The 15,022-nt window shown below is 64.1% G+C and carries 14 protein-coding genes; 12 read left to right on the top strand and 2 right to left on the bottom strand.

Annotation, left to right across the window (positions count from 1 at the left end; genetic code table 11):
* Window positions 1-6: 6 nt before the first annotated feature.
* A complete protein-coding gene (locus tag AC57B5_RS27350) occupies window positions 7-1,584 on the bottom strand; it encodes an NAD(P)H-hydrate dehydratase (protein WP_496400688.1) in 1,578 nt (525 codons plus the stop codon).
* Window positions 1,585-1,627: 43 nt separating this feature from the next.
* Window positions 1,628-2,899 carry an FAD-dependent oxidoreductase gene (locus AC57B5_RS27355; protein ID WP_496400689.1) on the bottom strand — a complete coding sequence of 424 codons (1,272 nt, stop codon included), beginning with the start codon at window positions 2,897-2,899 and terminating at the stop codon, window positions 1,628-1,630.
* A gap of 370 nt (window positions 2,900-3,269) precedes the next feature.
* On the opposite strand from AC57B5_RS27355, the gene rpsB reads away from it, so the two are divergent.
* The 12 genes from rpsB (at window position 3,270) to fabZ (ending at window position 15,021) form a co-directional block, all read left to right on the top strand.
* Window positions 3,270-4,022 (top strand): 30S ribosomal protein S2, encoded by a 753-nt coding sequence (gene rpsB, locus AC57B5_RS27360; protein ID WP_012206747.1) that lies wholly within the window; start codon window positions 3,270-3,272, stop codon window positions 4,020-4,022.
* A 113-nt stretch (window positions 4,023-4,135) separates the two neighbouring features.
* Window positions 4,136-5,032 carry a translation elongation factor Ts gene (gene tsf, locus AC57B5_RS27365; protein ID WP_013801447.1) on the top strand — a complete coding sequence of 299 codons (897 nt, stop codon included), beginning with the start codon at window positions 4,136-4,138 and terminating at the stop codon, window positions 5,030-5,032.
* A gap of 64 nt (window positions 5,033-5,096) precedes the next feature.
* Entirely contained in the window at window positions 5,097-5,819 is a 723-nt protein-coding gene (gene pyrH, locus AC57B5_RS27370) for a UMP kinase (protein WP_012206745.1), read from the top strand.
* A gap of 43 nt (window positions 5,820-5,862) precedes the next feature.
* Window positions 5,863-6,423 carry a ribosome recycling factor gene (gene frr, locus AC57B5_RS27375; RefSeq protein ID WP_012206744.1) on the top strand — a complete coding sequence of 187 codons (561 nt, stop codon included), beginning with the start codon at window positions 5,863-5,865 and terminating at the stop codon, window positions 6,421-6,423.
* Window positions 6,424-6,458: 35 nt separating this feature from the next.
* Entirely contained in the window at window positions 6,459-7,205 is a 747-nt protein-coding gene (gene uppS / locus AC57B5_RS27380; protein ID WP_034396177.1) for a polyprenyl diphosphate synthase, read from the top strand.
* Between the two features lie 13 nt (window positions 7,206-7,218).
* Window positions 7,219-8,073: a phosphatidate cytidylyltransferase gene (locus tag AC57B5_RS27385; RefSeq protein ID WP_063325296.1), complete on the top strand. Its 855-nt coding sequence runs from the start codon at window positions 7,219-7,221 to the stop codon at window positions 8,071-8,073.
* Entirely contained in the window at window positions 8,070-9,248 is a 1,179-nt protein-coding gene (ispC, locus tag AC57B5_RS27390) for a 1-deoxy-D-xylulose-5-phosphate reductoisomerase (RefSeq protein ID WP_043819021.1), read from the top strand. The genes AC57B5_RS27385 and ispC overlap by 4 nt, the downstream gene beginning before the upstream one ends.
* 82 nt (window positions 9,249-9,330) lie before the next feature.
* Complete coding sequence (gene rseP, locus AC57B5_RS27395; protein WP_492802200.1) at window positions 9,331-10,701, top strand: RIP metalloprotease RseP; 1,371 nt, start codon at window positions 9,331-9,333, stop codon at window positions 10,699-10,701.
* Window positions 10,702-10,746: 45 nt separating this feature from the next.
* Complete coding sequence (bamA, locus tag AC57B5_RS27400) at window positions 10,747-13,044, top strand: outer membrane protein assembly factor BamA (protein WP_071956501.1); 2,298 nt, start codon at window positions 10,747-10,749, stop codon at window positions 13,042-13,044.
* Window positions 13,044-13,553: an OmpH/Skp family outer membrane protein gene (locus AC57B5_RS27405; protein ID WP_013801453.1), complete on the top strand. Its 510-nt coding sequence runs from the start codon at window positions 13,044-13,046 to the stop codon at window positions 13,551-13,553. Before bamA ends, AC57B5_RS27405 begins: the two co-directional genes overlap by 1 nt.
* Window positions 13,554-13,576: 23 nt before the next feature.
* Complete coding sequence (gene lpxD / locus AC57B5_RS27410; protein WP_496400690.1) at window positions 13,577-14,584, top strand: UDP-3-O-(3-hydroxymyristoyl)glucosamine N-acyltransferase; 1,008 nt, start codon at window positions 13,577-13,579, stop codon at window positions 14,582-14,584.
* Window positions 14,581-15,021, top strand: coding sequence for a 3-hydroxyacyl-ACP dehydratase FabZ (fabZ, locus tag AC57B5_RS27415; RefSeq protein WP_012206736.1), 441 nt, complete (start codon window positions 14,581-14,583; stop codon window positions 15,019-15,021). The genes lpxD and fabZ overlap by 4 nt, the downstream gene beginning before the upstream one ends.
* Window position 15,022: the final 1 nt, after the last annotated feature.

The raw sequence follows: 15,022 nt of genomic DNA on the forward strand, positions 1-15,022 counted from the left end.
GGGTTTTTATGCCCTGAGCTGCTGGGCCAGTGCGCTGGCGCTGAACGGGATGTACGCAGGCCAATGGTCTGCTGCAAATCCATGGCGCCAGGCCGCCAGGGCTGCTGCCTGCGTGGGCTCCAGGCCCTGGGCCCACAGCGCAGCAATCAGCCCGGCGAGCACATCGCCGGTTCCTCCGGTCGACAGGCGGGCGTTTCCCGTGGGATTGATCCAGCAAGGCGGTGCATCACTCTCTTCCTGGGGTCCGGCGATCACGGTGCCGGAGCCTTTGAGCAGCGCGGTGCAGTCGAAGCGTTGCGCCAGCTGCCTGGCGGCGTGCAGCCGCTGTGCTTGGACCTGTGCGGTGTTCGTCTTCAGCAGGCGGGCGGCCTCCAGCGGGTGTGGCGTCAGCACCGTGTGCAGGTCGCGCTGGCGGCGCTCTTTCAGGAGCGAGGCCAGCGATTCATCTTCGGCAATGGCATTCAGTGCGTCTGCGTCCAGCACCAGCCTGGGGGCTTGTTCCAATATCTGGGGCAGCCATGCGCGCACCGCCACGCCGCCCCCGCATCCGCAGGCCACGGTGGTGCTGCGCCAGTCCTGCGCTTCAGGGCTGCGCAGCATGATTTCGGGCCAGGGCGCGGTGGCCTGGCCTGACCCGGCCGAGGCATCGAGCAGGGCGAGCATCACGCGCCCCGCGCCCCCATGCAGCGCGGCCAGGGCAGCCAGCCAGGCGGCGCCGGTCATGGAAAGGCCGCGCTGTCCCAGCCCCTCTCCGCCAAGGATGGCCACGTCGCCAAAGCTTCCCTTGTGGCTGGCATGCGGGCGCGGGGCGCTGGCGCCTGGTGAAAACAGTTGTGCGCAGGGCAGGGGAGTGAGGATTGGCTCGCCTTTCGCCAGTCCCGTGTCCAGGTCATCCCACCATATCTGGCCGCAGGCATCGCGGCCAATTCCTGTGAACAGTCCGGGCTGCAGCGTCAGCAGTGCCAGCGTATGCCGTGCGCTGGCTGGGGCGTTCGGGGGTGCGAATCCAGTTAGGTACTGCCCGGTGTCGGCATCCAGTCCGGAGGCTATGTCCGCGCAAAGGACCGGGCTGGTGCTGGATTGCAGGCTGCGCAGCAGAGTGAGCAGGCGCTCATTCGTGCCGGTGTGTGGGCTTGCGGCGTCTGGCTGGCGCAGGCCGATGCCCAGCAATGCGTCAATGCACAAGTCCTGTGGTTCCATGTCGGCGGGCATGTGCTCGGTCCATTGCACGCCGGCTTCGTGGGCGTCGTCCCAGGCGGCGCGTGCATCGGTGGGCATGTGGGCGCGTTCGCGCACGCAGCTGACCAGAATGCGGCAAATGCGGGCCTTTTCTGGCGCCGCATTCAGGCTTTGTTGCAGCCAGGCGGCTGCCTGCAAGCCATCGCCGCCGTTGTTGCCGGGGCCACAGGCTATCCAGATGCAGCGTGCATGGGGAGCGATGGCGCGTGCCAGGCGTGCCAGGCCCGCGCCTGCGCGTTGCATGAGGCTGTGCGCGGGCAGTCTGGCTGCCGCCTGCTGTTCCAGGGTGCGAGTGGCCGCCGTATCAAACAGCGGCAAGGCGGTGGATGTGGGAATGCGCAGCATGGACCGAGCATAGCGGTCCGCCGCCCGGTGGTGGATGGGGCGATCAGCCGAGGCGGCGCGGGTCGAGCAGTGCGCTGTCCAGGAAGCTGGCGCGGTTGTCCATCAGGTCGCTCAGCATGCTTGCGCACCCCTGCGCGATGGCGGCGCCGCAGCTGCCGTGTCCCAGGTTGAGCCAGATGCCGGGCAGTCCGCTGGCGCCCACCAGCGGCAGTCCATCGGCCGTGCACATGCGCGTGCCATGCCAGATCTGTACGCCCGAGGCCAGCACCGCGCTGCCGGGAAAAACCATGTTGAGGCGGTGATACATGCGCTGCAGCGTGGCCTCATGCATGGGGCTGCGGCGGCCCAGCTCTGCGCCGGCCACGATGCGCATGCGCTGGCCCAGGCGGACCAGGGTCATCTGCTCACTCCAGTCCACGATGGCGTGGCGGGGGGCATAACCTTGTTCGCGCAAAGGGGCGCTGACGCCATAGCCGTGCAGGGCGATCATGGGTGGGCGCAGGCCCAGCGGCGTGAGCAGGTTCGCGGCCTCGGCGCCGGCGCAGACGACGATGGCGTCGTGCGAACGGGGGGTGTCTTCGCCCAGCAATTGCAGGCGTGCGGTGCGCCCGGCGCCGCCGGGCTGCAATTTCTGCACCAGGCGCTGCGTCTCGAATCGTGCTCCTGCCGACTGCGCTGCCTGGCGTTGCATCAGCGTGGCAAGGCGGCCATTGGCTGCGCCGGCCTGTGGAAAATACAGGGCGCCTGCGAGCGTGGTTTCCTCGCCCAGGGCGGGTTCGCGCAGCCGGGTCTGGGTGGCATCCAGTGCCTCGCAGCGTGTGCCGGCCTCGGCCAGTGCGTCCAGCGCAGGCTTGAGTTGTTCGTGCTCGGCCTCGCTGCCCAGCAGCACCAGGCTTCCGGCGACATATTCCGGGTCAAACTCCCATTGCCGCCACAGCGATTGCTGGAACTGCTGGCTGCGCTGGGTGAGCGCCTCCAGCGCTGCCATGGCGGCTGTGGGCACGTTGCCTTTGCGCAGTTGCCGTCCGGCCTGGCGCCATTGCCATAGCCAGCGCAGCTGGGCTGCGAGGTTTCCAGAGCCCAGTCGCGGCAGGGCCTGCCGGCCGGGGAGGGTGGGGGAGCGTTCGGCGGTCGAAAGGCCGGGGACGCTCCAGGGCTGGAGCAGGCTGGGGCCCAGCCAGCCGGCATGTCCGAAGCTGGCTTCTTCGGCTGCGGTGCCGTGACGCTCGTAGACGGTGACCTCGTGGCCGGCCTGTGCCAGTGCGTGGGCTGTCGCAACGCCAATGCTGCCGGCGCCCACAATCGCGATGTTCATTTTTGGGTGGAATCTGCTGAAGTGCCCGGATTATCAAGCGGATGCAGCTATCACTACAGGAGTGTGTGCATGTTGTGCAACTGCCGCGGCCGTGAGGGGTGGTGAGCGCGCTTTGAGAGCGAAGCCTCGGTTGAGGGGTGGCGTGTGCTAGAATCTTGCGGCTTTGCTAGGGGTTCCCCCTGATTTTCTCCGCGATTGCCGGGGGTCAGGCGAAAGCTTTTGGGTGCGGGGTGTTCGTCAAGAACGCCTGCCCATGCTTGGGGATCCTGCGCAAAGTCAATCGCAAACCAGTCCCTTCAAGGTGTTGCGCCCTGTGTTTCAGGGGGCAATTGTCGGGCTGGATTTTAGACCTAACCTTTGAGGTATTCATATGTCCGTCACTATGCGCGAGATGCTGGAAGCAGGCGTCCACTTCGGTCACCAGACCCGTTTCTGGAACCCCAAGATGGCCCCCTTCATCTTCGGTCACCGCAACAAGATCCACATCATCAACCTGGAAAAGTCGCTGCCGATGTTCCAGGACGCCCAGAAGTTCGTCAAGCAACTGGCGTCCAACGGCGGCACCATCCTGATGGTCGGCACCAAGCGCCAAGCCCGCGAAATGGTGGCTGCTGAAGCCCAGCGCGCTGGCGTGCCCTTCGTTGACCAGCGTTGGCTGGGCGGCATGCTGACCAACTTCAAGACCGTCAAGACGTCCATCAAGCGTCTGAAGGAAATGAAGGCCCAGCAAGAAGCCGGCCTGGAAGCCATGAGCAAGAAGGAACAGCTGATGTTCGTTCGCGAACTGGAAAAGCTGGAAAAGGACATCGGCGGCATCCAGGACATGAACAGCCTGCCCGACGCCATCTTCGTGATCGACGTGGGCTTCCACAAGATCGCCGTGGCCGAAGCCAAGAAGCTGGGCATCCCCCTGGTTGGCGTGGTTGACTCCAACCACAACCCCGAAGGCATCGACTATGTCATCCCCGGTAACGACGACTCTGCCAAGGCTGTGCAACTGTACGCCCAAGGCATCGCCGACGCGATCCTGGAAGGCCGCGCTGCTGCACTGACCGACGTGGTCAAGGCTGCATCCGGCGAGAGCGGTGACGAGTTCGTGGAAGTGGAAGAATCCGCTGCCTGATTGAGCTTGTCCGGCTGAGCGACCTCGTCGCTGAATAAGAAGCGGGGCTCAGGGTAGCCCCGTTTTTTTAGCCGAAATCCTGTAACGAATCGAACTGACATTGGAGAAATACGATGGCTGCAATTACCGCAAGCATGGTGGCTGAACTGCGCGCAAAGACTGACGCGCCCATGATGGAATGCAAGAAGGCCCTGACCGAAGCCGAGGGCGATCTGGTCAAGGCCGAAGAGCTGCTGCGCGTCAAGCTGGGCACCAAGGCTGGCAAGGCTGCCTCGCGCGTGACCGCCGAAGGCGTGATCACCGCCTTCATCGATGGCAACAAGGGTGCCATGATCGAAGTCAACAGCGAAACCGACTTCGTGTCCAAGAACGACAGCTTCATCGCGATGGCCAATGCCGCCGCCAAGCTGGTCGCCGAGCAAAACCCCGCTGACGTGGCCGCGCTGAGCGCCCTGGCCTATGAGCAGGACGGTTTTGGCCCCACCCTGGAAGATGTGCGCAAGGGCCTGATCGGCAAGATCGGCGAGAACATGTCCTTCCGCCGCTTCAAGCGTTTCGACGGCACCAGCCTGGCTTCGTACCTGCACGGTTCGCGCATCGGCGTGATCGTCGAGTTCGAAGGCGATGCAACCGCTGCCAAGGACGTCGCCATGCACGTGGCTGCCATGAAGCCCGTGTCCGTGACCAGCGCTGACGTGCCTGCCGAGCTGATCGAAAAGGAACGTACCGTTGCTGCCGCCAAGGCTGCCGAATCCGGCAAGCCTGCCGAGATCGTCGCCAAGATGGTCGAAGGCTCGGTTCAGAAGTACCTGAAGGAAGTCTCGCTGGCCGACCAGGTCTTCGTGAAGGCTGCCGACGGCAAGCAGACCGTGGCCCAGATGCTCAAGGCCGCCAACACCAACGTCAAGGGCTTCACCCTGTACGTGGTCGGCGAAGGCATCGAAAAGAAGGTTGACGACTTCGCTGCCGAAGTGGCTGCCCAAGTGGCCGCTGCCAAGGCCGGCGCCTGATTCGTCTGAGCGCCTGAACCGTTCCCTTCACCATCCACCACCATCCACCTTTCGGAGAAACACCATGTCCAACGCCGCACCGGCCCACAAGCGCATCCTGCTCAAGCTGTCCGGTGAGGCGCTCATGGGCGACGACTCGTTCGGCATCAACCGTGCCACCATCGAGCGCATGGTCTCCGAAATCGCCGAAGTCACCCGCGTGGGTGTCCAGGTGGCCGTGGTGATCGGTGGAGGGAATATTTTCCGTGGCGTGGCTGGTGGTTCGGTCGGAATGGACCGGGCCACCGCCGACTACATGGGCATGCTGGCCACCGTGATGAATGCCCTGGCCCTGGCCGATGCCATGGACAAGCAGGGCCTCATCGCCCGTGTCATGTCGGCCATTGCCATCGAGCAGGTCGTGGAGCCCTATGTGCGCCCCAAGGCCCTGCAGTATCTCGAAGAGGGCAAGGTGGTGGTGTTCGCCGCCGGCACCGGCAACCCGTTCTTCACGACCGATACGGCCGCGGCACTGCGCGGCGCGGAGATCGGTGCCGAAGTGGTGCTCAAGGCCACCAAGGTCGATGGTGTCTACACCGACGACCCGATGAAGAATCCCAACGCGACCCGCTATCACAAGCTGGCTTTCGACGAGGCCATTTCGCGCAACCTGGGCATCATGGACGCCACTGCCTTTGCGCTGTGCCGCGATCAGAAGCTGCCGATCCGGGTGTTCTCCATCATCAAGCCCGGCGCGCTCAAGCGCGTGGTCATGGGCGAGGATGAGGGCACGCTGGTGTACGCTTGAGCGTTTTGATCCCGCGTTTCACAGCTCTTCAAGGAACAAGAACATGACGATTGCAGACATCAAGAAGACCACCGAGTCCAAGATGGGCCAGTCCATCGAAGCGCTCAAGAACAATCTTGCGCGTGTGCGTACCGGCCGTGCCAACCCCTCGCTGCTGGACTCCATCCATGTGGATTACTACGGCTCCATGGTGCCACTGTCCCAGGTGGCCAACGTGAACCTGCTCGATGCGCGCACCATCAGCGTGCAGCCCTGGGAAAAGAGCATGTCCGCCAAGGTGGAGAAGGCCATTCGCGAAAGCGATCTGGGTCTGAACCCTGCCTCGCTGGGCGATTTGATCCGCGTGCCCATGCCTCCGATGAGCGAGGAACGCCGCAAGGAAATGACCAAGCTGGCCCGCAACGAAGGCGAAGCTTCCAAGATCGCCGTGCGCAACCTGCGCCGCGACGCCAACGAAGCCGTCAAGAAGCTGGTCAAGGACAAGGAAGCCTCGGAAGACGACCAAAAGCGTTGCGAAGCCGATGTCCAGAAGATGACCGACAAGCACATCACCGAGATCGACGCGCTGGTGGCTGCCAAGGAACAAGACATCATGGCGGTCTGAGGCGTTCTGCCTCGCTTGCCTCAGGGCCCGTACCTTTGACAAACCAAGACTCCGGCGCGGTGCCGCGCCATATTGCCGTCATCATGGATGGCAATGGACGCTGGGCCAATCGCCGCTTTCTGCCGCGACTGGCCGGCCACAAGCAGGGCGTGGAATCGCTGCGCCGCTGTGCCCGCGCCTGCGTCCAGCGCGGCGTGCAGGTCCTGACCGTCTTCGCTTTCTCTTCCGAGAACTGGAACCGCCCCGAAGAGGAGGTTTCCGGTCTCATGGGCCTGCTGGCCAATGCCCTTGCCAAGGAAGTGCAGCAGCTGAGCCGCGATGGCGTGCGTCTGCACTTCATCGGCGACCGCAGTGGCCTGAGCGAGAAAGTGTGCGCAGGCCTGGCCCAGGCCGAGCAGGTCACTGCACACAACAACCGCCTGGTGCTCAATGTCTGCTTCAACTACGGCGGGCGCTGGGACATTGCCCAGGCCGCAGCCCGGCTGGCAGAGCAGGGCGAGCCCATCACCCCGCAGAGCCTGGACCGCGCACTCGCGCTGGCCCATGTGCCCGACCCGGACCTGCTGATCCGCACTGGCGGGGAGATGCGCATCAGCAACTTCCTGTTGTGGCAGGCCGCGTATTCAGAGCTCTTCTTCAGTGCCAGCCTGTGGCCTGATTTCGACGAGGCCTGCCTGGACGAGGCCATTGCCGCCTTCACTTCGCGCGAGCGGCGCTTCGGCCAGACCTCCGCGCAAGTACACCAATCACAATCGAAGTCGTCCCATCAACAGACGACCTGAACAAGGGGGAGCCATGCTCAAGCAGCGAGTCATCACCGCCCTGATCCTGCTGGCCATCTTGCTGCCTGCGCTGTTCTATCCGACGGGCGTTCCGTTCGCCGTGGTGGTGCTCGTGCTCATGGCGGCGGGTGCCTGGGAATGGGGCCGTCTCAACGGCTTTGGCTCCGCTGGAGCCATCGGCATAGGTGCCATCTGCACGGCGATGTGTGTGGGGACCTGGGCCGCGGGCTGGCTGGAGCGTCCTCTGACCGCGGTCTGGGTGGTCGCTGGCTCCGCCTGGGTGTTGGGCGGCGCGGCACTGCTGCGCGCAGGCGTGGCCGGCTGGCCGCGCATTGCAGGGCCTGTGCGACTGGTTGGCGGAGTGCTGGCCCTGTGGCTGGCCTGGGTGGCCGTGGTGCAGGCGCGCATGATGGGCATCAATTTCCTGCTGTCGGTGCTGGTGCTGGTCTGGGTGGCCGATGTCTTTGCCTATTTCGCAGGCCGGACCCTGGGCCTGAAATTCACCAAGTCCAAGCTCGCGCCGTCCATCAGTCCCGGCAAGAGCTGGGAAGGCGTGTGGGGCGGCATGGCCGGCGTGCTGGTGCTGGCCTTGGCCTGGGTCTGGGCGGACCGCCACTACGCGGTGGCCGTGCCCAGTTTCTATTCGTTGCTGTTGGCGCGCGGGGCCTGGTTCCTGCTGCTGGCGGTTGTGTTCATGGCCGCGATGAGCGTGGTCGGCGATCTGGTCGAATCCCTGGTCAAGCGCAGCGTGGGCGTCAAGGACAGCAGTGGTCTGCTGCCCGGCCATGGCGGCGTGCTTGACCGCGTCGATGCCCTGCTGCCGACCCTGCCGCTGGCCATGATGCTTTCCTCTTTCGCGCATTCATGAAGCAGAAAATCACCGTCCTGGGCTCCACGGGCTCCATCGGTACCAATACGCTGGACGTGGTGGCGCGCCACCGCGAGCACTACGAGGTCTTTGCACTCAGCGCGGCCACGCAAGTGGACCTGATGCTGCGCCAGTGTGCCGAATTCAAGCCCGCCTATGCCGTCATGGCCAGCGCGCCACACGCGAAGCTGCTGGCTGAGCAGCTGCGCAGCAATGGATTGGCGACCGAAGTGCTGCAGTCGCCAGACGCGCTGGAGCAGATCGCCTCGCATCCCGAGGTCGATGCCGTCATGGCGGCCATCGTCGGTGCGGCGGGCCTTGCGCCTTGTCTGGCGGCCGCGCGCGCGGGCAAGCGCCTGCTGCTGGCCAACAAGGAGGCTCTGGTCGTTGGCGGCGCATTGTTCATGGACACGGTCAAGCGCCACGGCGCGACCCTGCTGCCCATAGACAGCGAGCATTCGGCCATTTTCCAGTGCCTGCCGGAAGACCGAGCCAGCTGGCCCGATCGCGTGGACAGTCTGCTGCTCACGGCGTCGGGCGGACCCTTTCGCCTGCGCGATCCGGCCACCTTGTCCGAGATCACGCCGGAGCAGGCCTGCGCGCACCCGAACTTCTCCATGGGGCGCAAGATCTCCGTGGACTCGGCGACCATGATGAACAAGGCGCTGGAGGTCATCGAGGCACGCTGGCTGTTCGACATGGCTCCCGACAAGATCAAGGTCGTCATCCATCCGCAGCAGATCGTGCACTCCATGGTGCAGTTCAAGGATGCCTCGGTGCTGGCACAACTGGGCACGCCCGACATGCGCGTGCCCATCGCCTGCGGCCTGGCCTGGCCACGGCGCATCGCCAGCGGCGCGGCGCCCCTGGATTTCGCGAAGCTGTCGGCCCTGACCTTTGAAGAGGCGGATGCCGTGCGCTTTCCGGGCCTGCATCTTTCCTGGCAGGCGCTGCTCGCCAGCGAGGGAACTACGGCGGTTCTCAATGCTTCCAATGAAGTCGCCGTTGCCGCCTTCCTGGAGCGACGCCTGGCATTTGACCGTATCCACGCTGTGAATTTGCGCACTCTCGAAACCTTGCTGCCGCCTACACTGGGCAGCCTGGACGACCTGCTGGCCCTTGACGCCCAGGCCCGCGAAATCGCGCACACCGTGGCGCGGCAGTGGCAGCTGTAATGCCGGCTTCGCGGGCCAGACCGGGTTTCTCGGTGGGCCTGCGGCGGTATCCAGGTGCGCATTGGATTCAAAGGAGTATCAATTGTTGCTGACCGTAGTTGCATTCGTGGTCGCGCTGGGCGTGCTGATTGCCGTCCACGAGTGGGGCCACTACCGCGTCGCTGTGGCCTGCGGCGTGAAGGTGCTTCGGTTTTCCGTCGGCTTCGGTCGCCCCATCCTGCGCTGGAAGCGCAAAGGTTCGGACACGGAATTCGTCATCGGTGCACTGCCGCTTGGCGGCTATGTGCGCATGCTCGACGAGCGTGAGGGCGAAGTCCCTGCCGACCAGCGCCATCTGGCATTCAACACCCAGCCGCTGCGGTCACGTGCGGCCATCGTGGCGGCAGGCCCGGTGGCCAATCTCGTGCTGGCCATTGCGCTGCTGGCCATCGTCAATTGGATGGGCATGCAGGAGCCCGTGGCGCGATTGGCCACGCCGCCGGCGGGCACGGTGCTGCAGATGGCGGGCGTGCAGGGCGGCGATCGCGTGCTGCGCATCGCCTTGGGCGACCAGGAGTGGGAAGAGGTCCGCTCCATCAATGATCTGCGCTGGACACTGACGCGCGCCGCGCTCGATGACGAGTCGGTGCGCATGGAAGTGCTCCAGGGTCGGCGCACCGCACCGTCCGAACTGCGGCTGGCGCTGGCCGGGCAGGTGCAGGGCGAGCCCGATGCCGCTTTCTTCGAGCGCCTGGGCCTGCTGGGGCCCTGGACGCAGCCTGTGCTGGACAAGGTGATTGCCGGTGGTGCCGCCGAAAAGGCCGGCTTGCGCCAGGGGGACCTGGTGCTGCGCGTGGGCAGTACACCGGTGGATGATGGCACCCAGCTGCGCAATCTCATCCGCAAGATGGGTGCATCGGGCCAGGTCCAGCAGCAGGTCTGGCTGGTGGAGCGCGATGGCAGGCAACTGCAGATCCCCGTGCTGCCCGATCTGGGCCGCTCGGAAGATGGCAGGGAGAGCATTGCCCGCATCAGTGCCTACATCGGCAGTGCTCCCGAGATGGCTCTGGTGCAGCGCGGCCCGCTGGAAGGCCTGTGGGCTGGCGTGCAGCGCACCTGGGAGCTGTCGTCGCTGACGCTGCGCATGATGGGCCGCATGGTGATAGGCGAGGCATCGCTCAAGAACATCAGCGGCCCCTTGACCATTGCCGACTATGCGGGGCGCTCGGCCAGCATGGGCCTGGTTCAATACCTCTCGTTCCTGGCGCTGATAAGCATCAGCCTGGGGGTTCTCAACTTGCTCCCCCTGCCGGTGCTCGATGGCGGGCACCTGATGTATTATCTTTGGGAGGGCGTGACTGGCCGAAGCGTGTCGGAAGTCTGGGCCGGGCGCTTGCAGCGTGCAGGCGTGGCGGTTTTGATGATGATGATGTCCGTCGCCTTTTTCAACGATATCAACCGGCTTTGGGGCTAACTTTTCAGCCGTTTTCGGCAAGCCGCAGCGGCGGCAAATCCATTCATGACTAAACGTATCAATCGCCTGGGCGTGCGCGCTGCATCGACCCTGGCTGCCATGGTTTTGGCTGCCAATGCAGCCTGGGCGCTGGAGCCCTTCCGGGTACAGGACATCCGCATCGAAGGCCTGCAGCGCGTGGAGCCGGGCACGGTCTTCGCATCCATCCCGCTGCGAGTGGGCGACCAGTATGACGATGACAAGGGCGCAGCTGCGATCCGCTCGCTGTTCGCGCTGGGATTGTTCAAGGACATCCGCCTCGAAGCCAATGGCAATGTGCTCGTTGTCGTCGTCGAAGAACGCCCGACCATCGCCGAGGTGAACTTCGCCGGCACCAAGGAGTTCGACAAGGAAACCCTGCAAAAGGCCATGCGCGATGTGGGCCTGGCCGAGGGTCGTCCCTTCGACAAGGCCCTGGCCGACCGTGCCGAGCAGGAGCTCAAGCGCCAGTACATCAACCGCAGCCTTTATGGCGCGGAGGTCGTCACCACGGTCACGCCCATCGAGCGCAACCGCGTCAACCTGACCTTCACGGTGACCGAGGGCGATCCGGCCCGCATCAACGAGATCCACATCGTCGGCAACAAGGCCTTCAGCGAATCCACGCTCAAGGACCTGTTCGATCAGGACACCGGCAACTGGATGAGCTGGTACACCAAGTCGGACCGCTATGCGCGCAACAAGCTCAACGCCGACCTGGAAACGCTGCGCTCGTACTACCTGCAGCGTGGCTACCTGGAGTTCCGCGTGGACTCCACCCAGGTAGCCATCTCGCCCGACAAGCAGACCATTTCGCTCACGCTCAACGTCCATGAAGGCGAGCGCTTCGTCGTCTCCGGCGTCAAGCTGGAGGGCAACTACCTCGACCGCGACGACGAGTTCAAGTCCCTGGTCAAGATCAAGCCCGGCGAGCCCTACAACGCCGATCAGGTCACGGCGACGACCAAGGCCTTCACCGAGCACTTCGGCAACTTCGGCTTTGCCTTTGCACGCGTCGAGGCCGTGCCGGATATCGACCGTGCGACCAACCGGGTGGCCCTGGTGCTGCACGCCGAGCCTTCTCGCCGCGCTTATGTGCGACGCATCAATCTCAGTGGCAACAACCGCACGCGCGACGAAGTGATCCGCCGCGAATTCCGCCAGTACGAGGCCTCCTGGTACGACGGCGACAAGATCCGCCTGTCGCGAGACCGTGTGGACCGCCTGGGCTTCTTCACCGAGGTCAATGTCGAGACCCAGGAAGTGGCGGGCTCGCCCGACCAGGTGGATCTGGTCATCTCGGTGGCTGAAAAGCCCACCGGCTCGCTGCAGCTGGGCGCTGGTTTTTCCAGCGCTGAAAAGGTTTCGCTGTCGTTCGGCATCAAGCAGGAAAACGTGTTCGGCTCAGGCAACTACCTGGGCGTGGACGTGAACACCAGCAAGTACCGCCGCACCATGGTGCTGTCCACCACGGATCCGTACTTCACGGACACCGGCATCTCGCGCACCTACGACCTGTACTACCGCACTGACCGTCCCTACTACGACGATGCGGCCTACAAGATCGTCACCTCGGGCGGCAGCGTGCGCTTTGGCGTGCCCTTCAGCGAGATCGACACGGTGTATTTCGGCGGTGGCGTGGAGCGCTCCGAAATCAAGCCCGGCACCTATCTGCCCCAGGCGTACAAGGACTATGCCGACAAGTACGGCTACTCCAACACGGGCATACCGCTGACCCTGGGCTGGTCGCGCGACAGCCGTGACAGCGCGCTTGCGCCCAACTCCGGTCTCTACCAGCGCCTGAACACCGAGTGGTCGGTGGGTGGCGAGGCCCGCTATGTGCGAGCCAACTACCAGATCCAGCAGTACATCCCGCTGAGCAAGAAGTACACGCTGGCACTGAACGGTGAACTGGGCTACGGCAAGGGCCTCAATGGCCGTCCGTTCCCGCTGTTCAAGAACTTCTTCTCGGGTGGCCTGGGCTCGGTGCGTGGCTTCGAGCAGGGCTCGCTGGGTCCGCGCGACACCAAGGAAAACCTGGCGCTTGGCGGCTCCAAGAAGGTGACCTTGAACGCAGAGTTCATGATTCCCTTCCCCGGTGCCGGCAATGACAGGACTTTGCGTCTTTTTACATTCCTCGATGTGGGCAATGTCTACGGGGCCAACGAGAACTTCGATCTCGGGGAGCTGCGGGCTTCCACGGGCCTGGGCATCAGCTGGATTTCCCCGCTGGGCCCCTTGCGTCTCGCCTTTGCTCAACCCATCCGCAAGCAGACCGGGGATAAAATCCAGCGACTGCAATTCCAAATCGGAACCTCTTTCTAATGAAATCTCTATCTAGCCATTTTTCCCTGGCTGTGCTGCTTGGCGCCATGGCTGTTTCTGCGCACGCTCAAGAGTTCAAGGCCGGCTTTGTGAACACGGACCGCATCTTCCGTGAAGCGTCGACGGCCAAGGCTGCGCAGTCCAAGCTGGAGCAGGAATTCTCCAAGCGTGAGAAGGAACTGGTCGACCAGGGCAATACGCTCAAGAGCGCTTCGGAGAAGTTCGAGCGTGAAGCGCCCACCATGGCCGAAAGCCAGCGCGTCTCCCGTCAGCGTCAGCTGGTGGACCAGGACCGCGAGTTCCAGCGCAAGCGCCGTGAGTTCCAGGAAGACCTGAACTCCCGCAAGAACGAGGAACTGGCCCAAGTGCTGGAGCGCGCCAACAAGGTGGTCAAGCAAGTGGCCGAATCCGAGAAGTACGACGTCATCCTCCAGGAAGCCGTCTACATCAACCCCAAGTACGACATCACTGACAAAGTGATCAAGGCGCTGAACGGCGGCGGCAAGTAAGCCAGCGTCCAGGGCTGCATGCCGTGAGCGTATTGTTGGGTCAGATCCTCGATGCACTCGGTGGCGAACTGGTCGGTGGCGAAAGGGAGATGCCCATCTCCCGCATCGCGCCGCTGGATTCCGCCGGGGCCGGGGATCTCAGTTTTCTGAGCAACCCCCGCTACCGCCAGCAACTGGCCGCCTCCGAGGCGGCCTGCGTTATTGTGGCGCCCGCCATGCGTGAGCTGGCGCAGCAGCGGGGTGCCTGCATCGTGGTCCCTGACCCGTATGCCTACTTCGCCAGGGCCACGCAGTGGTGGAAGCGGAACTGCAGGTCTGTGGCGCCGGTCGGTATCCATCCAAGCGCGGTGGTGCACGAGAGTGCCATCGTTGATGCCTCTGCCACGATCGGCCCGCTCTGCGTGGTTGAAGAGGGTGCCACCATCGGTGCCCACACCGTGCTCAAGTCGCGCGTCACCATTGGCGAGAACTGCCATGTGGGGGCGCGCTGTCTGCTGCATTCCGGCGTGGTGCTGGGAGCGGACGGCTTCGGGTTTGCGCCCGAGAACGGAGCATGGGTGAAGATCGAGCAGCTCGGTGGCGTGCGGATCGGCGACGATGTGGAAATCGGCGCCAATACCTGCATAGACCGCGGAGCGCTGGACGACACGGTGATCGAGGACGGGGTCAAGCTCGACAACCTGATCCAGATCGGTCACAACGTGCACGTCGGCAAGCATACGGCCATGGCCGGTTGCGTGGGGGTGGCCGGCAGCGCGCGCATTGGCGCGCATTGCACCGTGGGAGGCGGCGCCATCGTGCTGGGCCATCTGCAGCTGGCCGACAGGGTGCATATTTCGGCAGCGACGGTAGTGACCCGTTCGCTGACACAATCAGGTGTTTACACGGGCATGTTTCCCGTGGATGAAAACGCCAAATGGGAAAAAAATGCTGCGACGCTGAAGCAGCTGCACTCCATGCGCGATCGCATCAAGGCCCTGGAGCGGCAACTGCAGCAATCGGCGGATCAAGGCCATAACGGAACGCAATGATGGATATTCACGCAATTCTCAAGCAACTGCCCCACCGCTACCCCTTCCTGCTGGTGGACAAGGTCACGGAGCTTGAGCGCAATACACGCATCAAGGCGATCAAGAACGTCACGTTCAACGAGCCCTATTTCATGGGCCATTTCCCAGGCCGTCCCGTCATGCCGGGCGTGCTCATCCTGGAGGCGCTGGCGCAGGCTGCCGGCCTGCTGGCCTTCGATGCCATGGGCCAGGTTCCCGACGAAAACAACATCTACTACTTCGTGGGCATCGACGGTGCGCGCTTCAAGCGCCCCGTGGAGCCGGGCGACCAGCTGGTGCTGGAGATCACCATCGATCGCGTTCGCGGCGGCATCTGGAAGTTCAAGGGCGTGGCCCGCGTCGAGGACGAAGTGGCCTGCGAAGCCGAGCTGATGTGCACCATGCGCAACGTGGGCTGAC

Source organism: Delftia sp. BGA-UO-ETr-SB1 (genome assembly GCF_059567865.1).